The 23,856-nt window shown below is 72.3% G+C and carries 20 protein-coding genes, 2 tRNA genes and 1 pseudogene; 10 read left to right on the plus strand and 13 right to left on the minus strand.

Annotation, left to right across the window (positions count from 1 at the left end; translation table 11 throughout):
• Positions 1-146: 146 nt before the first annotated feature.
• Together tig and AC3ERT_RS26080 are read right to left on the minus strand one after the other, a co-directional pair.
• Positions 147-1,580: a trigger factor gene (gene tig, locus AC3ERT_RS26075; RefSeq protein ID WP_435177106.1), complete on the minus strand. Its 1,434-nt coding sequence runs from the start codon at positions 1,578-1,580 to the stop codon at positions 147-149.
• A 185-nt stretch (positions 1,581-1,765) separates the two neighbouring features.
• Positions 1,766-1,842 (minus strand) — tRNA-Pro (locus tag AC3ERT_RS26080).
• A 134-nt stretch (positions 1,843-1,976) separates the two neighbouring features.
• Between AC3ERT_RS26080 and AC3ERT_RS26085 the strand changes: the two genes are divergently transcribed.
• A tRNA-Gly gene (locus tag AC3ERT_RS26085) sits at positions 1,977-2,047 on the plus strand.
• A 68-nt stretch (positions 2,048-2,115) separates the two neighbouring features.
• On the opposite strand, the gene AC3ERT_RS26090 is transcribed toward AC3ERT_RS26085, so the two are convergent.
• Positions 2,116-2,394 (minus strand): tyrosine-type recombinase/integrase, encoded by a 279-nt coding sequence (locus tag AC3ERT_RS26090; protein WP_435177108.1) that lies wholly within the window; start codon positions 2,392-2,394, stop codon positions 2,116-2,118.
• A 19-nt stretch (positions 2,395-2,413) separates the two neighbouring features.
• Complete coding sequence (locus tag AC3ERT_RS26095; protein ID WP_488180747.1) at positions 2,414-3,229, minus strand: nuclease-related domain-containing protein; 816 nt, start codon at positions 3,227-3,229, stop codon at positions 2,414-2,416.
• A gap of 995 nt (positions 3,230-4,224) precedes the next feature.
• Here AC3ERT_RS26095 and AC3ERT_RS26100 point away from each other — a divergent pair.
• Positions 4,225-4,425 (plus strand): hypothetical protein, encoded by a 201-nt coding sequence (locus tag AC3ERT_RS26100; RefSeq protein ID WP_335984432.1) that lies wholly within the window; start codon positions 4,225-4,227, stop codon positions 4,423-4,425.
• 84 nt (positions 4,426-4,509) lie between these two features.
• Positions 4,510-5,229 (plus strand): annotated as a pseudogene (locus AC3ERT_RS26105) (transposase).
• Between the two features lie 18 nt (positions 5,230-5,247).
• On the opposite strand, the gene AC3ERT_RS26110 reads toward AC3ERT_RS26105, so the two are convergent.
• The gene (locus tag AC3ERT_RS26110; RefSeq protein ID WP_335984431.1) at positions 5,248-5,502 is read right to left on the minus strand and encodes a hypothetical protein; all 255 of its coding nucleotides are present in this window, start codon (positions 5,500-5,502) and stop codon (positions 5,248-5,250) included.
• A gap of 636 nt (positions 5,503-6,138) precedes the next feature.
• A complete protein-coding gene (locus AC3ERT_RS26115) occupies positions 6,139-7,347 on the minus strand; it encodes a GNAT family N-acetyltransferase (RefSeq protein ID WP_435130319.1) in 1,209 nt (402 codons plus the stop codon).
• A 167-nt stretch (positions 7,348-7,514) separates the two neighbouring features.
• Here AC3ERT_RS26115 and AC3ERT_RS26120 point away from each other — a divergent pair, with 167 nt between their 5' ends.
• Together AC3ERT_RS26120 and AC3ERT_RS26125 are read left to right on the plus strand one after the other, a co-directional pair.
• Positions 7,515-8,657, plus strand: a complete 1,143-nt coding sequence (locus AC3ERT_RS26120; RefSeq protein ID WP_335978059.1) for a PP2C family protein-serine/threonine phosphatase — start codon at positions 7,515-7,517, stop codon at positions 8,655-8,657.
• Between the two features lie 132 nt (positions 8,658-8,789).
• The gene (locus AC3ERT_RS26125; protein WP_202233725.1) at positions 8,790-8,984 is read left to right on the plus strand and encodes a hypothetical protein; all 195 of its coding nucleotides are present in this window, start codon (positions 8,790-8,792) and stop codon (positions 8,982-8,984) included.
• On the opposite strand, the gene AC3ERT_RS26130 is transcribed toward AC3ERT_RS26125, so the two are convergent.
• On the minus strand, positions 8,949-9,980 hold the full coding sequence (locus AC3ERT_RS26130) for an asparaginase (protein WP_435130315.1): 1,032 nt from the start codon (positions 9,978-9,980) through the stop codon (positions 8,949-8,951). The genes AC3ERT_RS26125 and AC3ERT_RS26130 overlap by 36 nt on opposite strands.
• A 138-nt stretch (positions 9,981-10,118) precedes the next feature.
• Here AC3ERT_RS26130 and AC3ERT_RS26135 point away from each other — a divergent pair, with 138 nt between their 5' ends.
• Positions 10,119-10,571 carry an Lrp/AsnC family transcriptional regulator gene (locus tag AC3ERT_RS26135; protein ID WP_335978055.1) on the plus strand — a complete coding sequence of 151 codons (453 nt, stop codon included), beginning with the start codon at positions 10,119-10,121 and terminating at the stop codon, positions 10,569-10,571.
• Here AC3ERT_RS26135 and AC3ERT_RS26140 read toward each other — a convergent pair whose 3' ends face one another.
• The 4 genes from AC3ERT_RS26140 to AC3ERT_RS26155 form a co-directional block, all read right to left on the minus strand.
• Entirely contained in the window at positions 10,572-11,396 is an 825-nt protein-coding gene (locus AC3ERT_RS26140; protein WP_335978053.1) for an Fpg/Nei family DNA glycosylase, read from the minus strand.
• A gap of 9 nt (positions 11,397-11,405) precedes the next feature.
• Positions 11,406-11,894, minus strand: coding sequence for a ribose-5-phosphate isomerase (locus AC3ERT_RS26145; protein WP_335978051.1), 489 nt, complete (start codon positions 11,892-11,894; stop codon positions 11,406-11,408).
• A gap of 214 nt (positions 11,895-12,108) precedes the next feature.
• Entirely contained in the window at positions 12,109-12,699 is a 591-nt protein-coding gene (locus AC3ERT_RS26150; protein ID WP_435130310.1) for a biotin transporter BioY, read from the minus strand.
• 272 nt (positions 12,700-12,971) lie between these two features.
• Positions 12,972-13,625 carry a mycothiol-dependent nitroreductase Rv2466c family protein gene (locus AC3ERT_RS26155; RefSeq protein WP_435130307.1) on the minus strand — a complete coding sequence of 218 codons (654 nt, stop codon included), beginning with the start codon at positions 13,623-13,625 and terminating at the stop codon, positions 12,972-12,974.
• A 196-nt stretch (positions 13,626-13,821) separates the two neighbouring features.
• On the opposite strand from AC3ERT_RS26155, the gene pepN reads away from it, so the two are divergent.
• Together pepN and AC3ERT_RS26165 are read left to right on the plus strand one after the other, a co-directional pair.
• Positions 13,822-16,416 carry an aminopeptidase N gene (gene pepN, locus AC3ERT_RS26160; protein WP_435177112.1) on the plus strand — a complete coding sequence of 865 codons (2,595 nt, stop codon included), beginning with the start codon at positions 13,822-13,824 and terminating at the stop codon, positions 16,414-16,416.
• Between the two features lie 205 nt (positions 16,417-16,621).
• Entirely contained in the window at positions 16,622-17,593 is a 972-nt protein-coding gene (locus tag AC3ERT_RS26165) for a hypothetical protein (protein ID WP_435177114.1), read from the plus strand.
• A gap of 29 nt (positions 17,594-17,622) precedes the next feature.
• On the opposite strand, the gene AC3ERT_RS26170 is transcribed toward AC3ERT_RS26165, so the two are convergent.
• Positions 17,623-19,407, minus strand: a complete 1,785-nt coding sequence (locus tag AC3ERT_RS26170; protein WP_435177116.1) for a TIGR03767 family metallophosphoesterase — start codon at positions 19,405-19,407, stop codon at positions 17,623-17,625.
• A 298-nt stretch (positions 19,408-19,705) separates the two neighbouring features.
• Here AC3ERT_RS26170 and malQ point away from each other — a divergent pair, with 298 nt between their 5' ends.
• Together malQ and AC3ERT_RS26180 are read left to right on the plus strand one after the other, a co-directional pair.
• The gene (gene malQ, locus AC3ERT_RS26175) at positions 19,706-21,778 is read left to right on the plus strand and encodes a 4-alpha-glucanotransferase (RefSeq protein ID WP_435130295.1); all 2,073 of its coding nucleotides are present in this window, start codon (positions 19,706-19,708) and stop codon (positions 21,776-21,778) included.
• Between the two features lie 47 nt (positions 21,779-21,825).
• Positions 21,826-22,062: a hypothetical protein gene (locus AC3ERT_RS26180; RefSeq protein WP_335978040.1), complete on the plus strand. Its 237-nt coding sequence runs from the start codon at positions 21,826-21,828 to the stop codon at positions 22,060-22,062.
• A 134-nt stretch (positions 22,063-22,196) separates the two neighbouring features.
• Here AC3ERT_RS26180 and AC3ERT_RS26185 read toward each other — a convergent pair whose 3' ends face one another.
• Positions 22,197-23,624, minus strand: a complete 1,428-nt coding sequence (locus AC3ERT_RS26185; protein WP_435177118.1) for an alkaline phosphatase family protein — start codon at positions 23,622-23,624, stop codon at positions 22,197-22,199.
• Between the last annotated feature and the right edge of the window lie 232 nt (positions 23,625-23,856).

Below are 23,856 nucleotides of genomic sequence, written 5' to 3' on the forward strand. Positions count from 1 at the left end.
CCGTGCGACCAGCGCACCGCCGCGGCGGCCGGGCTCGCAGGCCCAGCCCCCGCAGCGGTGTTCCCGACCACCGGCCGGTGGCGGGTCGGTCGCGCGGTTCCCCGCGCCCCTGACGGGCGAACGCCGTCCGCAGCGGTCCCCCGGCGTCAGGCCTTGTCGGCCTCGGCCTCGGCGGGCTCCTCGGCGGTCTCAGCCTCGTCGGTGGCCTCGGCGCCGTCGGTGGCCTCGGCGTCGGCGGCCTCGGCGGCCTCCTCGTCCTCGTCCTCGTCGGACAGGTCGACGACCTCACCGTTGGTGTCGGTGACCTTCACGGCCTCGACGACGACGGCCAGCGCCTTGCCGCGGGCCACCTCGCCGACCAGCAGCTGGACCTGGTTGCCCTCGACGACGGCCTGGGCGAACTGCTCCGGCGACATGCCCGAGGACTGCGCGCGGCGCATGAGGTGCTCGGTCAGCTCCTCCTGGTTGACCGACAGCTTCTCGGTCTTGACCAGCTCGTCCAGGATGAACTGGGTCTTGATGCCCTTGACCGCCTGCTCGGAGACCTCGGCGTCGTACTCCTCGCGGGTCTTGCCCTCGCGCTCCAGGTACGTGTCCCAGGTCAGGCCCAGCGCCGGGAACTGGTGGTGCTCCAGGTTGTGGGTGCGGGTCTCGATCTCGCTGGCGAGCAGCTTCTCCGGGATCGGCACCTCGGTCAGCTCGATGAGCGCGTCCAGCACCTTCTCCTGGGCCTGGGTGGCCTGGTCGTAGGTCTTGATCCGCTCCAGGCGCTTGCGGGAGTCGGCCCGCAGCTCCTCCAGGGTGTCGAACTCCGAGGCGAGCTGCGCGAACTCGTCGTCCAGCTCGGGCAGTTCGCGGGCCTGGACGTCGGTGACGTCGACCTTGACCTCGGCCTCCTGGCCGGCGCCGGTGCCGCCGCTCAGCGAGGAGGTGAAGGTGGCGCTGCCGCCCTTCTCCAGGCCGGTGACGGCCTCGTCGATGCCGTCGAGGAGCTGGCCGGAGCCGATCGTGTAGCTGACGCCGCTGGCGACGCCGTCCTCGAGGACCTTGCCGTCGATCGACGCCTGGAGGTCGACCACGACGACGTCGCCGTCGGCGGCGGCGCGCTCCACCGGGGTGGTGGTCGCGAAGCGGTCGCGCAGCTGCTCCAGCGAGGTGTCGACGTCCTCCTCGGGCACCTCGACGGCGTCCACGGTGACCTCGATGCCGGAGTAGTCCGGGATCTCGATGGTCGGGCGGATCTCCACCTCGGCGGTGAACTTCAGCTCGTCGCCGTCGTTGAACTCGGTGATGTCGACGTCGGGCTGGCCGAGCACGTTGTCGGCGAGTTCACCCTCGGTGACCGCCTCCGTGTAGAACTTCGGCAGCGCCTCATTGATGGCCTCTTCGAGGACCGCGCCACGGCCGAACCGCTGGTCGATGACGCGCGCAGGGATCTTGCCCTTGCGGAAGCCCGGCACCGTGACCTGCTGGTTGATCTTCTTGTACGCCGCGTCGAGGCTGGGCTTGAGCTCCTCGAAGGGCACCTCGACAGTGAGTCGAACCCGGGTCGGGTTCAGAGTCTCGACGGCGCTCTTCACGGTTGGGTCTCCTTGGGGGCTTTACGTTGGTGGGGGCCACTCTCTTGCGCGCGGTCGGGGCCGCGCGCGGGGTCGCCGACCGCCCATCCTACCGGTACCGCCAAACGCGCCGGACGGGGTCGACGCGAACCGTCGTACGTTCCGGACGCCGCGCCCCGCCCGGCGGGCAAGTGGCGGGCAACTGCTGGTCGGGGTGGCCGGATTCGAACCGACGGCCTTCCGCTCCCAAAGCGGACGCGCTACCAAGCTGCGCCACACCCCGCTGGTGCGACACGTAGAGTACATGGCCCCGTACACCCCGGCAGCCCGATTCCGCGCGCGGCGGCGATGCCGGTTCGACCGGGCGCCGTGCGGTGTGCCAGAATCCGAGGTGCCGGGGTCTGCGGTCCTGGCAGTGCGGGCGTAGCTCAATGGTAGAGCCCTAGTCTTCCAAACTAGCTACGCGGGTTCGATTCCCGTCGCCCGCTCGGAACGGATACGGCCCAGGTGGCGGAGGGATTCCGCGACCCGGGCCGTTGTCGTTCCCGATGCCGGTCTAGCTGTCCGTGCCCGCCACGTGCCCCTTCCTGCGGGAACCCCGCTTCATCGCTTTGACGATCATGCCGTCGACCGCATCGGCGATCTCACGTTCACGCTCCTGGTTCCCGTGCTGGTAGATCAGCGCGGCCCGGCTCGAACCGTGACCGAGTCGCATCATCAGCTCGCGCGTGCTGGCGTCGGTGCGGGACGCCAGGGTGTTACCGGTGTGGCGGAGATCATGAAAGTGGAGCCCCTTGACCCCGACCTCGGCGCATGCCTTGCGCCACAGCCCCATCAGCTCACCGCCTGACGAGTCACGCGTTCTCCCACAGGCGTCGGTCCCTAGCCACTTGGTATACGCGCTCCGCCTGCTCGGCCGTGAGCACGCCGGTGAGCGGAGCCAGGGACGACAGGCTGCGGTCCTCGAAGGCACGTACGTCGAGCAGGGTCGGCACCACGCGGAGTTCGGCCGGCGCGACGAACGCCAGGATGCCTTGCGCCTTGACGGGGGACCCGCATGCCTTGGTCAGCACACGCGCCGCACGTTCGGCTTCCCGTCGTGCGGTACGGAGGTACGGGTACGCCTTGCCGTGATCCACCCGTACGGAGTGGTCGCCGACCCACACGTGCCGGTCTCGATGGTTCTTGGCGTTGACGGTGAAGACCCCGCCAGGCCCTATCAGCAGGTGATCTATGTCCGCCTTGATCCGCGGAAGCGGCACGGAGTGCAGCACGTACCACCCGCGGCGCGTCAGCCGGTTCAACTCCGCGCCGATGACCTTTTCACCCGCGATGCCGAGGTTCCAGGAGTCGGTTTTGACCGGCCGCCGCATCAGCCACGCGAAGAGGCGGGCGACGAAGCCCGGCGGCTTCGCGGCGAGCCCGCGTAGGGAGTCGCCGGGTCTGTGCAGAGCGAGGTCGAACTCCGAGGGGATGGGGGTAGCCGTCTGCGTGGTCGGCGGCGGGACCGGGGAAATGGGAGCGGCCGGGGCGGATTCAGCCGCCGGCGTCCGGTAGGCGGTGAGAGCTGCACGTGCGGCTTCGCCGAGCACCTCGACGACTACGTGGACTTCACCGGTCCGGAGATCCTGCCAGGCAACGGCTTCGCCCTTGAGGGTGTTGACGTACAAGCGCTCCTGGCCGTATCGCTTCCACACCGAGACCCGTAACTCATCCACACATGCCCCCTGCGCCGATCCGTGTCGTGCGGCCCATCGCAACAGCGGAGCCGATCGCCGCGCAAGACCGCCCCACCGGCCGATGACCCGAGGCTGTTACGGATTTCCCTACCTCATCAAGGCTCCCGGCGTCGCTACTGCTCCGCCGGGCACGCGTCCGGGTTCCGGCCGCGCCGCGCGCGCCCGCGGTGGGTTGGCGAGCGACATGAGGTGCGACCGTCCAGCCAGGGTCAAGGCGGTGCCTCCGGCGGGGGCGCTCCGGCTCCGGCTCCGGGATGGCCCTACCCCGTTGGCGCCCGCGCCCGCGGATTCGTCGTGGGAGGGGTGCGGGCCGACGGCAGACGGGATGGGAGTAGGGGTGCATCGGTTGAGGTGGTGGAAGGCATGGCGGTTGAGGAGTCGACTGCCCAAGAGGTGACACGTGCCTGGCATGCTCCGTCCGTGCATAGAACTCATGACGAAGCGGACTGGCTGGCTGACCGCTGGATCTTCGGTCTCGAAGAGATCCCGGCGTCAGACAAGGATGAGACAGGGCTGCCGCACCGTGTTGCTCCCGATTACGGGATGACCGTCATAAGGGCACCCGACGGCACGCACGAGACCAGTGGGACGACTTGACGGCGCCGACTGCAGAGGTTCGGCGCATGCTGATTGACATGATGGACTTCGTCACCAAAGAGTCCAACCATCCGCTTCCCAGTTGGCGAATCCGCCGTCTCGGCGCCCGAGAACAGCGACCAGGACGACACACAGCCAACGGGACATAGCTCCGGGGCAGATGCTGTACAGCAGCGAAGTGCAGCAACCGTTCCGACCTCAGCCGACCGTCACTGCTGTTGGGTGCCTCCGTCACCACCCTCGTAGACCTCAGCGACCGTCCTGCCCATAAGTTCGCATCGAGACGACGAACCCTGACGCGCCGGCCAAAGCGCGGATACGCTGGGGCCATGGAGCCCAGCCAGGAACCCGCCGGCCCACTGTCGGAGGAGGAGTTCCAGCAATTCCTCAACATGCTCCGGCGCTACCTGCACCACGACTTGGACCAGTGGGAACTCCTCGTGACCCAGAGCGAGTACGGCCCGCTCTACGCGGTCTTCGCGAACAAGCTCCCGGAGGACTGGCCCGAGGACGTGTTCAGGCAGTTCTAGTGCCGCATCTGGCAACGTTCACCCCGTTGTGACGAGCCGTCCGGATGGTGATCCGGGCGGCTCGTTGTGCGTCATGCTGCTCGGGTGGCTGAGCGTGTCCGGGGCCGCGAGATCGATGACGACGAAGACGAAGGGCAGCGGTTGCTGCGGATCATCCGTCGGGGGCACCGGGTCAGTGGTGACCTGGAGGCGGGCCCAGATGGTGCTGTTATCGGCCCAGGGCATGGGACCCGAGGTCGTGTTCTGCATGGACGAGTTCGGGCGGCTCAACCTTCAACCCCGCCCCGGCCGCCAGTGGGCTGAACGCGGCGGGAAGCACAAGGACCCCGACCGCGAGCCCCGACAGCGCCGCCGCGCGACCTCCACCCGCCCACACGGGGTCCGGCACCTGTTCGCCGCCTACGACCTGGGCAAGGAGCAGCTCTGCGGCCACATCAAGAAGACCAAGAACCGTTCAAGTTCCTGGAGTTCTGCCGCTACCTGCGCTCCTTCCACCCCGCCGGCACGCGCATCTCGATCATCTGCGACAACTACTCCCCGCATCTGACCACCAAACGCTGCCATCGGGTCGGGACCTGGGCCGCGGCGAACAACGTGGAGATCGCTTACACCCCGACCAACAGTTCCTGGCTCCACCGGATCGAGGCCCAGTTCGCCGCCCTTCGCTATTTCGCCTTTGACGGCACCGACCACCCCAGCCGGATGACCCAGGGCAGCATGATCCGCCGCTACATCATCTGGCGGAACAAGAACGCCTCCGACAAGCGCCTCAAAGCCCTCGTGAGCAGGACGAACGCCGCCTGACACCTACGGCAGGCGGCATCACCACAGGTGCAGGAAACTTCGCACGTCGTCATAACCGTCGATGGCGCGGCCGTCCACGTCCGTCGGCTCCGCCTCAGCCCGCGCCGCCAGCGACTCCGCCAGCGCCAGGGCTTCATCACTGAGACGGCCAAAGCGTCGAGCGGTGTGTCCCAAGCACAGGCCGGCCAGCCCCAGCAGCGGACTCCCCGGCACAGCCCGCGTCCCGACCTGCACGCACCAGAAATCGACGAAGTCCGCGTCGTCGTCGTTCAACGCAGTCCCGACCAGAACTCCCGCCGCCTCGCCCTCTGCGGAGCGGTCACGAAGAGCCCGTTCCAACGTCTCAACCACCACCGTGTGAGGCAGCGCAGGAGGGTTCCCGAAGCTGAGATGAGAATGCACCCCGCGAGACTACGCGGGATGCATTCAAGAGGCGCCTGCCGCCGCCCCCACCTCGCGCGACGGGGCGAACGTTGCCTGATGCGGCACCAGTCCGCCAGAGTTCCCGTGCCCGGCGTGCCCGCTGCGTGCCCGGCTGAGGGGTGAAGGAGGGGGTGCCACAGGCAACAGCGGGCCGGAGGCCCTGAAGGCGCTGTACGGGCCCGTGCGAGGTCACGGCGGGAGTACCCGCACTGGTCTTCCAACTAGCTACGAGGTTCGATTCCCGTCGCCCGCTCCAGTTGCGGCGGCGCGGGGGGCGACCCCCCGGGGTGGGTGTTCTGGCGGTTCCGGGACCACCTGTCGGTGGGGGCTTGTCGCGCAGTTCCCCGCGCCCCTTTCACGTGGGTGCCCCTTTCGGTGGTTCGTTCACCTTGCGGTGGGGTGTGGCTTGGCGCGCAGTTCCTCGCGCCCCTTCGGCCACGCGGCTCTACGGTTCGCGGTTCGTGGGCGGCGGCACGCCGGTGGGCTTCAGAAGCCGTGGGGGAGCCAGGGGGTGGGGGTGGTGTGGAAGGCGAGGCTGGTCGGGGGGAGGGCGGTGGGGTGGAGGGGGTGGAGAAGGCCGGCGGTGGCGAGGGAGTGGAGGGTGGGGCCGCCGAGGTAGGCGGCGGCGAGGTGTTTGGTGTCGAGGGCGAGGTCGGCGGGGGCGGTGGTGCGCTCGCAGGTGGCGCCGGTGGAGTCGCCGGTGAGGTGCCAGCGGCCGGCGTTCCAGGGGCAGAAGGCGTCGGTGACGTCGAGGACGACGTCGACCGGGGCGGAGTAGGTGCGGGCGGCGAGGGCGGCGCCGACGTCGACGAGGCGCAGGTGGAGGGAGTCGTACCGGGTGAGGGCGCAGCGGCGCTCGTCGGAGACGAGGTGGAGGAGGGCGTCGTCGAGGGGGAGGTTGTCGAAGGACACGGCGTCGGTGAGGTCGATCCGGCAGAGGTAGCGCCACAGGGCCGCGTGGACGGCCGGGTCGAGGGCGGCGATGTCGCGGAGGACGACGGCGGGCCGGGCGACGGCGTAGCGGGCGTAGCCGCGCACCTGGCCGTCGACCTCGGCGAGGACGCAGACGAGGGGGCCGGCGCCGCGGCGGACGGCGGGGGCGTCGACGACGGTGCGCTGCTCCCAGTGGGGTCGGCGGGCGAGCATGCCGGCGCGGCCGGGGACGAGTTCGGCGTAGACCGCCTCGCAGGCGGCGACCACCTCGGGGTCGGCGGGTGCGACCAGCCGCAGCCGGACCGCGTCGGCGCCCTCGGGGGCGGTGACGGTGACCCGGGTGGTGTCGATGCTGCCGCGCAACTCGTGGGTGGCCACGCCGTATCCGAAGCGGCCGTAGATGCCGGGTTCGGAGGCGGTGAGGATCGCGACCGGCTCGCCGCCGTCGCGCAGGCCGTCGAGTTGGCGGCGCATCATCGAGGTGAGGATGCCGCGGCGGGTGTGGGTCGGCTGGACGGTGACCATTGTCACGCCCGCGGTGTCGAGCAGCGCGCCGCCGGGCAGCGTCATCCGAAAGGAGTGCAGGCCCGCGGTGCCGACCAGGTCGTCGCCGTCCCACGCGGTGGTGAGCCGGTCCATCTCGAACACCGCTCGCCACGCGTCGCGTTCCTCGGGGGCGTCGGTGGCGTGGAAGGCCCGCACCACGCGGTCGAAGACGAGGTCCCACTGGTCCGGCTCTGCGCCGCGCAGCTCGATGGTCATGCCGGACTGCCTATCACCGGAGGCGGTGCGCGGCGAACGCATTTCCGCCCGGGCCGGTCCGCCGCTCGTCAGGCGGCGGTGGGCGCGCGGGGGACGTCGCCGCGTGCTACCTCACACGCCATCCGCCCTGCACAGCACGGCGATCGGTGGGTAATGTCGCCGGGGACATGAATAAAGCGACGGCAAAGGGTGAGCGCGGGCTCCGGTGGCGCAGAAGGCTGCACCGGGCCCGCCTGGCCGTACGCCGTTCCGCGGTGGACTACTTCAGGGGCGACGCCTCGGAGTGGGCGGGGCTGGCGGCCGTCGCGGTGGCGATCCCGGCGCTGGCGTACGCGTCGGTCAGCATGCCGGTGTGGTGCCCGCCGGAGGCGCTGGTGCTGCCGATCCTGGCCGGCGGGCTGCTGCTGCGGCCGGCGAGCCTGCTGCTGCTCTACGCGGGTTCCGCGCTGGCGATGGTGGTGGAGTCGGCGGTGCTCGGCCCGTACCGGGAGGGCCCGGGGCGGGTGACGCCCGGCACGGTGCTGCTGGTGACCGCGGTGGCGCTGGTCGGGCTGGTCATAGCGCAGTTCCGGGCGCGGGTCGGGGTGCCCTGGCGGCGCGGCCACAGCATGCTCTTCGACCTGCGTGAGCGGATCAGGGTGCAGAGCCGGCTGCCGCGGCTGCCCGGCGGGTGGCACGCGGAGATGGCGCTGCGGCCGGCCGGGGGCCAGTCGTTCTCCGGTGACTTCGTGGTCGCCACCCGCAGTTCGGACGGCCGGGTGCTGGAGGCGGTGCTCACCGACGTGTCCGGCAAGGGCATGGACGCCGCGTCGCGTTCGCTGCTGCTGTCTGGCGCGTTCGGCGGGCTGCTGGGCTCGTTGCCGCCGCACGCCTTCCTCGGGGCCGCCAACGGCTACCTGCTGCGGCAGAACTGGGAGGAGGGCTTCGCCACGTCGGTGCACCTGGTGCTCGATCTGGAGAGCGGTGACTACGAGTTGCTGTCGGCGGGCCATCTGCCGGGGGTGCAACTGCATGCGGGGACCGGCCGTTGGGAGGAGAAGGAGGCCGAGGGGCCGCTGCTGGGGGTGTACGACGGGGCCGAGTTCCACGGTGTGAAGGGCACGTTGGGCTCCGGCGACGTGCTGATGCTGTTCACCGACGGCCTGGTGGAGACGCCGGACCGGGAGATCTCCGAGGGCATGGACCGGCTGATCGGCGAGGCCGACCGCCTCGTGCCGGGCGGATTCCGCGGCTCCGCTTGGCGGTTGATCGAGGCGGTGGCCAAAGACGTCAACGACGACAGGGCGTTGCTCGTGGTGTGCCGCGACTAGCCCGTGGGAATGGGACTATGGGTCCAGAACACGTCTCCTGTGTCCGTGGCCGATGGCACCATGGAACGGGCGAGGCGGGGGCGGCGGTGCGGTCCCCGGGACCGGCATTACCGAAAGAGGAAGTGATCCGTCATGGTTATCTCCCTGTCTGCCGCGCTGCTGCTGGCGATCGTGCTGGTCGTGATGATCCGGGCCAAGTCCATCAAGCCCGGACCGGCCATCGTGGCAGCGCTGTTCGGCTTCTTCCTGGCCTCCACGAACATGGCGCCGGACATCAACCGCTTCCTCAACTCAGTGGCCGACACCATCAACCAGATAAAGCTCTGAGGTCCGCAGCGCCTGCGGGGTCGCCCGCAGGACCTGGTCCAGGGTCGCTCCGGGGTCCTCGCCGCCGGGAGTGGCCAGCAGCGCGGCGAGCAGCGCGATCCGGGCCTGCGCGGGGCGCAGCGAGCCGGCCAGCCGGGCACCGGCCGCCAGCAGGTCCACCGCGCCGCCGCCGGTGTACAGCGGGGCCACCGCGCCGGCCGGGACCCGGGTGCTGACCAGTACGAGCACCCCGTCGGCGACGGCGGCGCGGACCGCCTCGGCGACCTCGGGGTTGGCGTTGCCCGCGCCGGTGCCGGCCAGGACCAGCCCGCGGGCGCCGGCGGCCAGCGCCGCGTCGAGCAGGACCGCGTCCGCGTCGGCGTGGTGGGTGAGGATGTCCACCCGGGGGCCGGTCGCGTCGGGCGCGGGCATCGGCAGCGGGGCCGGGCGGGGGCGCCTGCGGCCCCAGCTCACCCGGCCGAACTCCAGTCGGCCCAGCGGCAGTCCGTCCGGGTCGCCGAACGCCTGGGCGTCCACGGTGTGCTTCTTGACGGTGCCCCGGGCGGCGTGGACCTGGCCGCCGAAGACGATCACGGCGCCGATGTCGCGGCCGGAGGCGGCGGTCAGCAGCGCGTCGTAGAGGTTGCCCGCCGCGTCGCCGTCCTCGGCGTCCAGCGGCTTCTGCGCGCCGGTCAGCACGACCGGGCGGTGGTCGTGGTGGAACAGGTCGAGGAAGAAGGCCGACTCCTCCAGGGTGTCGGTGCCGTGGGTGACCACGACGCCGGCCACGTCCGGGTCGGCCAGTGCCTCGTGCACGGCGTGCAGCAGGCGCAGTTGGTGGGCGGTGGTCAGCCGTGAGCTGTTGACGGTGAACAGGTCCACGACGCTCACCTCCACCCCTTCGGGCACGGCGCCCGCGGCGAGCACTTCCTGTCCGGCGGCCTCGGCCGCGTAGCCGTCGCCCTGCCAGCGGCTCGCGATGGTTCCCCCGGTGCTGATGACCACGACATGACGCATGGCGCGCAGCCTCCCTGACTGGTGTCGCGCCTCCCCGGGCGCACAACGATTCCCCAGCACAATGATATGCGCGTAGACCTGCCATATGATTGCCAATACCGATCGGTATTGCGCTCGATCGTGGTAGGAATCCCTCTTATGGACGCCATCGACAGAAGCATCTTGCGCGAGTTGCAGGCCGACGGCCGGCTGACCAACCAGGAACTGGCCCAGCGGGTCGGCCTCACCCCCTCCCCCTGCCTGCGCCGGGTACGGCAGTTGGAGGACGACGGGGTGATCCAGACCTACCGCGCGGTGGTCGATCCGGCCGCGGTCGGGCGGGGGTTCGAGGTGTTCGCGTCGGTGGAGGTGCACCGCGGCCGCGAGGCGGTCGCCGCCTTCGAGGCGGAGGTCCAGTCGACGCCCGACGTGGTGGAGGCGTACCGGCTCTACGGGGCGCCCGGGTGCCTGCTGCGGATCGCGGTCGCGGACTCCGACGCGTACGAGAAGTTCTGGACGGACAAGCTGATCGCGCTGCCCGGGGTCTCCGACGTGAACTCCCAGATGATCATGAAGCGGATCAAGTCGCCGCAGGGCATCCCGGTGGACTGATCACACGCCCGGGGCGGCCGGCGGCTGGCAGGTCGGGCACCAGAAGAGGTTGCGGTTGGCGAGCGGCCGGGTGCGCACCTCGGTGCCGCAGACCAGGCACGGCTCACCGGTGCGCCGGTAGACGTACACCTCGCCGCCGTGGTCGTCGCGGCGCGGCGGGCGGCCCATCGCCTCAGGCTCGTGCTCCGGGCGCACCGTGTCGATCCGGTTGTCGCGCACGCCCTGGCGCATCAGCGCCACCAGGTCGGCCCACATCGCGTCCCACACCGGGCGGGGCAGCGACCGGCCGGGCAGGAACGGGTCCACGCCGTGCCGGAAGAGCACCTCGGCGCGGTAGACGTTGCCGACCCCGGCCAGCACCTTCTGGTCCATCAGCAGCGCGGCGACCGAGATCCGGGACCGGGAGACGCGGGCGTACGCGCGGTCCGGGTCGTCGTGGGCCCGCAGCGGGTCCGGGCCCAGCCGGTCGTGCACCGCCTGCTTCTCGCCGTCGGTGATCAGCTCGCAGGCGGCCGGGCCGCGCAGGTTCATCGCGTGCTCGCCGTGCAGGCCGCCGACCAGCCGCAGCCGTACGGTGTCGGTGACCGGGTCCGGGTCGAAGGCGACTTTGCCTATCAGGCCGAGGTGGATGTGCACCCAGCCGGACCCGGCGAACCCCAGGAACAGGTGCTTGCCGTGGGCGTCGGCGCCGTCCAGCACGGCGCCGTCGAGCAGCGCCGCGCCGTCGGCGAACTTGCCCTGCGGGCTGCCGACCCGGGTCGGCCAGCCGGCGAAGCGCTCCAGGCAGTCCTGTGCCAGCCGGTGGATGGTGTGGCCCTCGGGCATCGCGCGGGGTCAGTCCTGCTGCGGGTGGTTCGCGGGCAGCGGCGGCAGTTCGCCCGTGGCCTCGTACGCGTCCAGCATGTCGATCCGGCGCTGGTGGCGCTCTTCCTGGGAGTAGGGGGTGGCGAGGAAGACCTCGGCGAACTTCGTGGCCTCGTCCTGGGTGTGCATACGGGCGCCGATGCTCAGCACGTTGGCGTTGTTGTGCTGGCGGGCGAGGGAGGCGGTCTCCTCGCTCCAGGCCAGCGCGGCGCGTACGCCCTTCACCTTGTTCGCGGCGATCTGCTCGCCGTTGCCCGAGCCGCCGATCACGATGCCCAGGGCGGTGGGGTCGGCGGCGGTGCGGGTCGCTGCGCGCAGGCAGAACGGGGGGTAGTCGTCCACCGCGTCGTAGATCTGCGGGCCGCAGTCCACGGGGTCGTGGCCGTTGGCCTTCAGCCACTCGACGAGGTGGTTCTTGAGTTCGAAGCCGGCGTGATCCGAGCCGAGGTAGACGCGCATGGGGTGATTGTTCCACCCTCCCGGGTGCCCTGCCGTGGCGGGCCCGGGACCGCCTGCCGGTGGGGGGTTCCCCTCCGGGGGGGGTGGGTTCGCTGTGCGACGGGACCTTCCCCGGGGGGTGGGCTGGTCGCGCAGTTCCGCCCCCAGAGCGCTTCGCCTGGGTGGTGCCCCCAGCGCCACCTGATTTGCTCGGCTCTTCCCGCGGGGGGCGCCGTCAGCGGTGGAGGAGGCGCCAGGCGGTGGGGAGGAAGCCCATGGCCAGCGCGGCCTTGAGGGCGTCGCCGAGGAGGTAGGGGCGCAGGCCGAGGCGGACCGCGTCGCCGGCCGAGAGGTGGGCGGAGTACGCGAGGTAGGGCACGCCGACGGCGTAGACCACGGCGGAGCCGAGCACCATGACGGCGGCGGTCCGCAGCACCGTACGGTCGCCGCCGCGCCGGGCGAGGGCGCCGACCACCGCGGAGGCGAGCATCATCCCGAGGATGTAGCCGAAGGTCGGCATGGACCAGCCGGAGCTGCCCTCAGCGAACCACGGCAGCCCGGCCACGCCCGCGGCGGCGTACAGCGCGAGGGCGGAGAAGCCGCGGCGGGCGCCGAGCGCGGTGCCGACCAGCAGCGCGGCGAAGGTCTGCCCGGTGACCGGCACGGGAGAGCCCGGCACGGGCACCGAGATCTGCGCGGCCAGTCCCGTGAGCACCGCGCCGCCGACCACGAGCGCGGCGTCCCGCAGCCGGGCGCGGCTGACGGAGGAGGCGGGCAGCAGATCGGCGAGTACGGCGCCGGGGGCCGTGGTGGCGGCGGTGCTCATGGATGACTCCGCGAGGGTGTGAGGACGGTCGGGACACCGCGACGCTAGCGCAGCACCCGCACGGTGATCATCGTCGAACCCCGACAAACCGCGGCGCCCGCCCTTGGAGGCTTCACCCGCGCCCCATCTCCCCCGCCCCGCCCGTCCTTTCGCCTGCTCACGTGAGACTCGTCACGCCATGAAGCGCTGCGGAAACGGGTACGGGGCAGCCCGTGGCAGGCCGCCCCGTACCCGCTGCCGCTGTGGGAACCCCACCAAGCGGCGGCGCCGGATCACTCGTCGAAGATCGGGCCCTGGGTGCGGGTGCGCTTGATCTCGTAGAAGCCCGGGATCGCGGCGACCAGCAGGGTGCCGTCCCAGAGCTGGGCGGCCTGCTCGCCCTTGGGAGCGGGGGTGACGACGGGGCCGAAGAAGGCGATCTGCTCGCCGTCGGCGCCGGGGACGGCGATCACGGGGGTACCGACTTCCTGGCCGACCTTGTCGATGCCCTCCTTGTGGGAGGCGCGCAGCTGCGAGTCGTAGGTGTCGGCGTCCGCGAAGTCGGCGAGGGAGGCGGGCAGTCCGACCTCCTCCAGCGCGGCCACGATGGTCTCGCGGGTCTTGGGCTCGGCCCGGTTGTGGAAGCGGGTGCCCAGCGCGGTGTAGAGGGGGCCGACGACGTCGTCCCCGTGCAGTTCGCGGGCGGCGGTGACGACCCGGACCGGGCCCCAGGCGTCGCGCAGGAAGGTGGCGTACTGCTCGGGGAGGGTGTCGAGCTTGTCCTCGTTGAGCACCGCGAGGCTCATCACGTGCCAGCGCACCTCGACCGGGCGGACCTTCTCCACCTCCAGCATCCAGCGGGAGGTCATCCAGGCCCAGGGGCACAGCGGGTCGAACCAGAAGTCGGCTGGGGTCTTCTCGGTCTGCTCGGCGGCAGTCGCGGTCACTGCGAGCTCCTCGTTCACGGCATCGTGTCAGGGACGGGGCAGCCGGCGGCTCGCACCCGCCACCCCACCGCTACAACGTGCCGCGCACCCCGGCTCATTCCCCGCTGCCGCCCCGCGGGGCCCGTGGGAGGATGCCAGGGCGCCGCGATCCGGCGCGCCCGACGGCAGGAGTGCCAAGACCGAGAGGAGCCGCCACGTGCCCGGCGAGAACCTGAGCCGTGAGGAGGCCCGCGAGCGGGCCGCGATCCTGTCCGTGGAGCGGTACGACGTGGCGCTGGACGTGCGCTCCGCGGTCGGTCCGGCGGCCGGGAGCGGACCGCGCACCTTCCGGTCCACCACGGTGATCGACTTCCGCTGCGCGCGGCCGGGCGCGTCGACCTTCGCCGACCTGATCGCGCCGTCGGTGGCGTCGGTCCGGCTCAACGGCCGCGAGCTGGACCCGGCGGCGGTCTTCGACGGCACCCGGATCGCGCTGGCGGACCTCGCCGAGCGCAACACCCTGGTGGTGGACGCGCACTGCGCCTACAGCCGGACCGGTGAGGGCCTGCACCGCTTCGAGGACCCCGAGGACGGCGAGGTCTACCTCTACACGCAGTACGAACCGGCCGACGCCCGGCGGGTGTTCGCGAACTTCGAGCAGCCGGACCTGAAGGCGCCGTTCTCCTTCCGGGTCACCGCGCCCGAGGGCTGGACGGTGCTGGGCAACGGCGCGGCGGACGGCGACCCGGTGCCGGCCGAGGGCGGCGGCGCGACCACCGCGTTCGTGCCCACCCAACCGATCTCGACGTACATCACCGCGGTCGTCGCCGGGCCCTATCACGTGGAGCGCGACCACTACGCGCGCACCCACCCGGACGGCGCGGTGCTGGACATCCCGCTGTCCGCGCTGTGCCGCCGCTCGCTGGCCCGGCACTTCGACGCCGACGCGATCTTCGACGTCACCAAGCGCGGCCTGGACTTCTTCCACGAGAGCTTCGACTACCCGTACCCGTTCGGGAAGTACGACCAGGCGTTCGTGCCGGAGTACAACCTCGGCGCGATGGAGAACCCGGGCTGTGTGACCTTCCGCGAGGAGTACGTCTTCCGCGGCAAGGTGACGCGCGCGTCGTACGAGGGCCGGGCCAACGTCATCCTGCACGAGATGGCGCACATGTGGTTCGGCGACCTGGTGACCATGCGGTGGTGGGACGACCTGTGGCTGAAGGAGTCGTTCGCCGACTTCATGGGCGCGTTCGCGCTGGTGGAGGCGACGGAGTTCACCGAGGGGTGGATCACCTTCGCCAACCGCCGCAAAGCGTGGGCCTACCGGGCCGACCAACTGCCCTCCACCCACCCGGTGGTGGCGGACATCCCGGACCTGGAGGCGGCGAAGCTCAACTTCGACGGCATCACGTACTCCAAGGGCGCCTCGGTGCTCAAGCAGCTCGTCGCGTACGTGGGGCGGGACGCGTTCCTGGAGGCGGCCCGGCGGTACTTCAAGCGGAACGCGTACGGCAACACCACGCTCGCGGACCTGCTGTCGGTGCTGGCGGAGACCTCCGGGCGGGACATGGCCGCCTGGTCCGCGGCGTGGCTGGAGACCGCCGGCGTCAACTCCCTGACCCCGCAGGTGATCTGCGACGCGGAGGGCCGGATCACCGAGCTGTCGGTGGCGCAGACCGCGGACGGCACGCAGCCGCGGCTGCGGCCGCACCGGATCGCGGTCGGCCTCTACCGGCACACGCCCGACGGCACGTTGGAGCGCTACGCCCGCGCGGAGGCGGACGTCGCCGGGCCGTCCACGGCGGTGCCCGAGCTCGCGGGGCAGCCGCGGCCGGACCTGGTGCTAGTCAATGACGACGACCTGACGTACGCCAAGACCCGCTTCGACGAGGTGTCGCTCGCAACGCTGCGGGAGCGGCTCGGCGACCTCTCCGACCCGCTGGCGCGGGCGCTGGCCTGGTCGGCGGTGTGGAACCTCACCCGGGACGCGCTGATGCCCGCGCGGGACTACCTGGGGCTGGTGCTGCGCTTCGCCGGGCAGGAGACCGACATCGGCGTGCTCCAGTCGCTCCACCAGCAGGCGCGGACCGCCCTCGTCCACTACGTCGCGCCCGACGCGCGGGAGGAGGCCGGCACCGCGCTCGCGGCGGGCGCGCTGCGGGAGCTGCGGCAGGCCGAGCCGGGCAGCGGGCACCAGTTGGCGTGGGCCCGCTTCTTCGCGGCGTCCGCCGCCTCCGCCGCCGATCTCCAGCTGGTCCAGGGGCTGCTGGACGGTTCCGCGAAGATCGACGGGCTCGACGTCGACCAGGAACTGCGGTGGACCTTCCTCGAAACGCTCGTCGGCGAGGGCGTCGCCGGGGCGGACGCCGTCGCGGCCGAGCGGCGCCGCGACGACACCGCCTCCGGGCACCGCCACGAGGTGCGGTGCCTGGCGGCCCGGCCCGACGCCGAGGTCAAGGCCGCCGCCTGGGCCGCGGTGGTCGACTCCGACACCCTGTCCAACGCCCTGGTCGAGGCCACCATCGCGGGGTTCGCCCAGCCCGGGCAGCGGGAGTTGGGCGCGCCCTACGTCGCGCCGTACTTCGAGGCGATCGAACGGGTCTGGGCCGAGCGGTCCATCGAGATCGGGATGGACGTCGTCCGCGGGCTCTACCCCTCGCTCCAGGACGGGGACGTGGTGCTCGCGGCCACCGACGAGTGGCTCTCCGAGCGGGCGGGAGCCGCGCCGGCGCTTCGGCGGCTCGTCCTCGAGGCACGCGACGACCTCGCCCGCGCCCTTCGGGCACAGGCCTGCGACGCGCCCAAGTAGCCTCACGCGTCCGGCCGTTCGCCGCCGTGGCCGCAAAGCGACCCCGGCGGCGGGCCGGGCGGCCTGGTGTGCGCGAACCTGCCGCAAAGCCCGGACGGGCTGATCGGCACCGAACGCGGGGAACTTTAGGCTCGGGTTGTCCGAGTTTGTCGACGGGTGTGTAACAAGGGTTAGTTGGGGGCCCTTGGGAGGGAAACACTCGGGCATGACCGCGAACGATCTGACCTCCCACGCACTGGACCGCCGCGACGGCTGCGACGAGACGGTGGTGACGTTCCACCGGCTGCGAGAACTCGGCATGACGGCCGCGGAGATCGGCGAGTACTGCCGCCCGGGCGGCCGTTGGCAGCAGATCCTGCCCGGGGTGTGCCTGCTGCACTCGGGCCCGCCGAGCAGCGAGGAGCGCGTGCGGGCGGCACTGCTGTACGCGGCGCCGGTGGGCGGGGGCCGGGGGGCGATGGTGACGGGGCTGGCGGCGCTGGCGCTGTACCGCTTCACGTCGGTGCCGCCGCTGATCGGGCTCCCGATGATCGACGTGCTGGTGCCGTGGCAGCGCCGGCTGCGCGACGCGGGCGACGTGACGGTGCACCGCACCCGTGAACTGCCGTACCCGACGGACGTGGTGGGTCTGCCGTGCGCTCCGGTGCCGCGGGCGCTGGCGGACGCGATCGCGGAGCTGGGGGACACCGACGCCGTACGCGCGCTGCTGACGGAGGCGGTGCGGTCGGGGCACTGCGACGGCGCGGCGGTGCTGCGGGAGCTGTCCCGGGCGGGGCTGCTGCACCGCCCGACGGTACGGCGCGCGGTGGACGTGCTGCGTACGGAGGACCGCGCGATGGCCGAGCAGCGGCTGTACGCGATGGTGCGCGCCTACCAGTTGCCCGACCCGGTGTGGAACGTGGACCTGCGGCTGCCGGGCGGCCCGCCGCTCGGCGGGGTGGACGCGTACTGGCCCGACCACGGTGTGGCGGTCTGCCTGGACCCGGCCGACGACGCGCTGTGGTCGTACTACGCCCGGCAGCGCGAACACGTGGAGGCGCTGGGCATCACGATGGTGTTCCTGTCCCCGGTGAAGCTGCGGGACGCCGCGGCGCAGCAGGCGGCCGTGGTCCGCACCGCGCTGATGGCCTCGGGCGAGGCGGACCCGGCCGCCTATGTGGTGGTCACACCGCGCTGAGCGCGGCCGCGGCCGGCCTCACCTCTTCCTCACCTCTTCCTCAGCAGGAGTTCGGCGTTGCGGTCGTGGGCGGCGCCGCTCGCGGAGGTGATGTCCGCGCCGGGCGCGTTGAACGCCAACTCGCGGTAGAGCGAGGCCAGTCCGGTGGTGGACAGGTCGTGGAAGTCGGTGCGGTGCGGGGCCGCTGACTCGATCAGCGTGGTGATCAGCGACAGCGTCCCGTCGTGGTTGTCGACGAGTTCGATCACCCGGGCGAGCTGCGGGTAGTCCACGTGGGAGGCGGTGTTGACCTCCCAGAAGGTGTCGCGCGGGGCGATCCGGTTGTGGTGGCTGTGGCCGTTGATCCAGGCCAGCACGTTGCGGTGCCGGTTCAGCAGCGCGGTGAGCTCGTCGCCGCCGTGCCGCTTCTCCTGCGGCCGGGCGGGGTCGGTCCGCAGGTTCGTCATGCTGTGGCCGGCGTGGTGGCTGAAGACCAGCACGTGCTCGTCGGCGTGCTCGGTCAGGGTGCGGTCCAGCCAGGCGAGTTGCTCGGAGCCGATGGAGCCGAGGAACGCGCCGCCGCGGTCGGTGGTGTCCAGGCTGACGCCGAGCACGCCGTCGGCGACCTGGAAGGTGTAGTAGAGGTGGTCGGCGTCCACGCCCTCGGCGGCGTAGCCGTGGCCGACGGGACCCGCGCCGGTGCGGCCGGGGTCGAGGTGCGCGTCCAGGTACTCCTGCGGGGTGAACGGGACGCGCCGGGCGTCGGCGGTGACGGTGCGGGCAGTGCGGGCGTTGCGCTGGAGGACCTCGCGGACGAGCGCGCCGTCCGGGTCCTGCTGCGAGGACACCGCCCGGTACACGCGCATCATGTCGGCGTGCGGCACCTGTTCCAGCTTGCGGTCGCCGACGGCGGTCTGCGCGGCGAAGGAGCCGTGCGGTCCGGACCGGTAGGCGCCGCTGAACAGGGCGTCGTGGTTGCCGACGGTGGAGTACCAGGGGATCTTCAGGCCGGGGGCGGTCAGCGGGCGCATGGCGGCGGTCAGATAGCCGGGCAGGTGCGGGAAGCCGAGCTTCTTGTCGGCGTCGGTGCGGGCGCTCTCCGGCTGCCAGAACAGCGGCAGCCCCGAGTTCTGGATGCCCTCGAACGCCTGCGGGTCACCGGTGTTGGGGTTGATCCGGCCGCCGCTCATCGCGGTGAGGAACCAGTCCAGCTCGATCGTGGAGTTGTTGTCGGTGTTGTCGCCGGTGGTGATGGCGAAGGACAGCGGATGGCCGGTGACCGGGCCGCCGCGCAGGCTGTTGACCCGGTCGATGATCGACAGGGTGCTCAGGACGGACAGCGCCTCGTGGGGGCGCCAGTCGTGCGGGCCGTGCTCGCGCATCCACTCCATGCGCAGCGGCGACTGGACGTCCATCACGTGCAGGTCGGTGAGTTGGACGAACGCGGCGATCGCGGTGCGGCGCTCCAGGCGGCGCGGGTCCGCCGGGGCGAGGTCGGCGCGGACCACCCGCTTCCAGCCGGGGCCGTCCGTCAGGCGCCGGTAGGCGCCCTTGCCGGTGGGGGTCGCCACCGAGTGCAGGGTGGTGCCGACGGTGGTCGGCTCCACCGCGGTGGACGCCGTGGCGGCGGGCGCCGCGGGCGGGGCGGCGCTGCGGCGGGCCGCGCTGCTCGGCGCCGCCGTCGGGTGGGCGCTGGCCCGGTCGGAGCCGGGGCCGAAGAGCCATGCGGCGGCGCCGCCGGCGGCTGCGAGGCCGGTGCCGGACGCGATCAGCAGGGCGCGGCGGTCGAGGTGGGGGCGGTGGGGAGGGGTGCGGGTGGGCTCGGGTGCGGGCATGTCGTTCCCCCGTGGGGAGGCTGTGGCGTACGAGCGGCCCCGGGCGTGGGGCACCCACCGGGATGGTTGGCAGCGGAAGTGGCGTGCTCCGTAACGCGGAGCGAACGCGGAATGCCCATCTCCGGGCACGAATGTCCGTTCCCGCGTTCGTCATCCGGCCGAGCGCCGCCGTTCCCCTCCACGACCCCCCGTCCGCCCTCCGCGGCGGCCCCGTGCGCGCGCGACCGTACGGCGCGGGGGTAGGAGGAGGGCACCCCGGGGTAGGGGTCTGTGCACGCACTGTGAGGACGGAGGCACGATGGACCGGGTACGGCTGGCCGGGTTGTACGGCGTGGACGTGGCGTACCGCCCGACCGCGGACAGGGAGGTGGCCGTCCCGACGGAGACGATCGTGGCCGTACTGGCCGCGCTCGGGGTGGACGCGAGCACGCACTGCGCGGTGAAGGACGCCCTGGCGGCCTACGAGCAGCGCGCGGGCAACCGCCTGCTCGACCCGTGCACGGTGCTGCGGGCCGGGCACGACACCCTCGACGCGGTGCTGGCCAGGCTGCCGCACGGCACCCAGTTGACGGCCACCTCGCGCACCGGCGAGCCGCTGCCGGCGGCGCCCACCGCGCCGGGCCGCTACGCGCTGCGCGCCCGGACGCCCGACGGCCGCACCTCGACCGGGGAGCTGGTGGTGGCGCCCGAGCGGCTGCCCGGGCCGCCGGGGCGCACCTTCGGGTTCATGGCGCAGCTGTACTCCACGCTGTCCGCGCGCTCCTGGGGCATGGGCGACCTCGCCGACCTCGCGGACCTGGCGGCGTGGTCCGGCCGCACCCTGGGCGCGGGCTTCGTGCAGATCAACCCGCTGCACGCGGCGGTGCCGGGCCGCCCCACCGACCCGTCGCCGTACCGCCCCTCCTCGCGGCGCTTCCCCGACCCGGTCTACCTGCGGGTGGAGGAGATCCCCGAGTACGCCTACCTGCCGGCGGCCGCCCGCAAGCAGATGGCGGAGCTGCTGGCGGCGGCCGGCGGGCTGCGGGACGGGGTGCTGACGCGGGACGCGCTGATCGACCGGGACGCGGTGTGGGCGCTGAAGTCGCAGGCGCTGGAGCTGCTGCGGGCGGTGCCGCTCAGCCCCGGCCGCCGGGCGGCCTACGCGGACTTCCTCGCCGAGCAGGGCCAGGCGCTGGACGACCACGCCACCTGGTCGGCACTGGCCGAGCTGCACGGCCCGGACTGGCACGCCTGGCCGGCGGGGCTGCGGGACCCGCGCTCGCCGCAGGTGGCGCGGGCGCGCAGCGAGCTGCTGGAGCGGGTGGACTTCCACGCCTGGCTGACCTGGCTCACCGACGGGCAGCTCGGCGCGGCGCAGGAGGCCGCCCGGGCGGCGGGGATGCCGGTCGGGGTGGTGCACGACCTGGCGGTGGGGGTGCATCCGGCCGGCTCGGACGCCTGGTCGATGCAGGACGTGCTGGCCGCGGGCATCTCGGTGGGGGCGCCGCCGGACGCCTTCAACTCCCGCGGCCAGGACTGGGGCCTGCCGCCGTGGCGCCCGGACGCGCTGGCGGCGACCGGCTACGCGCCCTACCGGGACCTGGTGGCGCGGATGCTGCGGCACGCCGGGGGCCTGCGGATGGACCACGTGATGGGCCTGTTCCGGCTGTGGTGGGTGCCGCAGGGCCGCCCGCCGACGGAGGGCACGTACGTCCGCTACGACGCGCGGGCGATGCTGGGGCTGCTGGCGCTGGAGGCCCATGAGGCGGGGGCGGTGGTGATCGGCGAGGACCTGGGCACGGTGGAGCCGGGGGTGCGCGAGGAGCTGGCGGACCGGGGGGTGCTGGGCACTTCGGTGCTGTGGTTCGAGCGGGACTACTCCGGCGCCGACCCCGGGCACCGCCCGCTGCCGCCGTCGGCGTGGCGGTCGGCGTGCGTGGCGACGGCGACCACGCACGACCTGCCGAGCACCGCGGCCCGGCTGACCGGGGAGCACGTCGGGCTGCGGCACCGGCTGGGGCTGCTGGGGCAGCCGCTGGCGGCGGCGCAGGCGGCGGACGCGGCGGAGGTCGCGGAGTGGATCGCGCTGCTGGGCCGGCTGGGGCTGCTGCCCGACGGCCCGGTGGAGGAGGAGGGGGTGGTCCGGGCGGTGCACCGGTTCCTGGCGCTGACCCCGGCGCGGATGGTCGGGGTGTGGCTGCCGGACACCGTCGGCGACCGGCGCCCGCAGAACCTGCCGGGCACCTCCACGGAGTACCCGAACTGGCGGCTGCCGGTCGCCGGGCCGGACGGGCGGCCGCTGACCCTGGAGGAGTTGGCCGCCTCACCCCGGCTGCACACCCTCACCGAGGAGCTGCGCGCCGCGCTCGCGACGCGCCCGACGCGCCTGTAAGGCACCCCGCGCGCACGAGGCGCGGACGCGGTCACTACATTGAGTACGTGGACAAGAAGCTCACCAAGAAGGTCGTGCGCGCCGGGGTCGTCACCACCGGTACTGCGCTGATGCTGCTCATGTCGTCCCCCGCCTTCGCCCTGTCGCGCAGCGACGGCGACGACCCGGGTTCCGGCCTGAGCGTGCTCCAGACCCTCGGCCTGTTCGTGGCGCTCCCGCTGGTGCTGTTCGGTGTCATCGCCGGGCTGGTCATCGTGACGGACAAGTCCCGCAAGCAGCAGTAGCCCCGGCGCCTGACGGCGCCCCCGGGCACCCCGACGCGCCGCCCCCGACGGTACGGGAGGCGGCGCGCGGGCGTTGCACGCGGGCGCTTTCTGCGGGCGCTTCGTGCGGGCGGTGGCTCACGTGTGCCGGCGGCTCACGTGTGCGGGCGGCTGCCCTTCTCCTGCTGCGGGAAGCTCTGGTCGGCCCCCGGCAGCGTCGGCTTGGGCAGCGTCGCCACCTCCTGCTCGGCCTCGGCGAGCTGCTCGGCGGTGTCGTCCGGCAGCTTCGGCGCCTGCGCGGTCGCGTCGTCGAAGCGGAAGGCCGAGGTGAGGTCGCCGAAGGTGCGGCGGCGCCACTGCGAGATGTTCGGCTCCTGGACGCCGGTGAACTGCTCCAGGAAGCGCAGCGACGAGGTGTGGTCGAACGCCTCGCTCGCCACCCATCCGCCGACCGTCCACGGCGAGACGATGATCGCCGGGACCCGGAAGCCCGCGCCGATCGGCTGCCCGTCGATGTACTCGTCGGCCGTGCCGGCTTTCGCGGTCGGCGGCACCACGTGGTCGAACAGGCCGTCGTTCTCGTCGTAGTTGAGGATGAACGCGGTCTTCGCCCACACCTTCGGGTTGGACGCGATCGCCTCGATCTTGGACGCGACGAAGTCCGCGCCTGCCGCGGGCAGGTAGTCCGGGTGCTCGGACTGGTAGCTGGTCGGCAGAATCCAGGAGACCGCGGGCAGCCGGTCGTTGCGGGCGTCGTCCTCGAAGGTGCCCTCGGGCTGGTACACCATGGCCCGCTCGTACAGCGGGTCGCCGGGCTGGGCGTCCTGGAACCGCTGGAACTGCGAGAGCATGTTGGTGCCGTAGTTGTCGGTCTCCTGGTAGACCTTCCAGTCCACCCCGGCCGCCTGGAGCCGCTCCGCGTACGTCGTCCAGCGGTACGGCGTCGGCGCCGAGTTGCTGATCACCGGGCCGCCCTTCGTGCCGCCGGGGTCCACGGTGCCGGTCATCCAGTACAGCCGGTTGGGCCAGGTCGGGCCCATCATCGAGCAGTAGTAGTTGTCGCAGATGGTGAAGGTCTCCGCCAACGCGAACTGGAACGGGATGTCCTCCCGCGTGTAGTAGCCCATCACGTACGGGCCGTTGGCGCCGTCGGCCGCGCGGTGGGCGGGCAGCCACTTGTCCATCGCGCCGCCGTTCCACGCCTGGTGCTGCACCGTGTAGGCGTGGCTGGTGGAGGGGATCGCCTGGGCGCTGGTGCTCTTGGTGTCCAGGTGGAAGGGCAGGGTGTAGCCGTCGGGGTTCTCCGTGTCCGGCTGGTAGAACACCGAACGGCCGGTGGAGAGCTTCTTCGCGTCCGGGTCGCTGAAGCCGCGCACACCGGACAGGGTGCCGAAGTAGTGGTCGAAGGAGCGGTTCTCCTGCATCAGCATGACCACGTGCTCGATGTCGCGCAGCGAACCGCTGCGCGGCGGCCCCGCGGCGACCGCCTTCTGCACGCTCGGCGGGAGCAGCGACAGCGCGGCCGCGCCACCCACCGCGCCCGCTGCCGATCCGAGGAGTCTGCGACGCGTCAACTCGGCCATGAACGTTCCTCCTTGAGCCGTCTGGTGGGCCCCCTTGCCGAGAGCCCCACGGCAGCCTGGACGGAGGGACGCGCGGGTCGATGGGGGCAGCCGGTGAACACGTGGCCAACGTGCAGGAAGCAGTTGGCCACACCTTTACCTGTGTCACCGCGGCGCCACTCCCGTACCACCGCGCCGTTCACCTGAGCGCCACGCCGTACAGCCCGCGCACAGCTGTCCCACAGCGCGAACG

The organism is Actinacidiphila sp. bgisy145, from assembly GCF_057708125.1.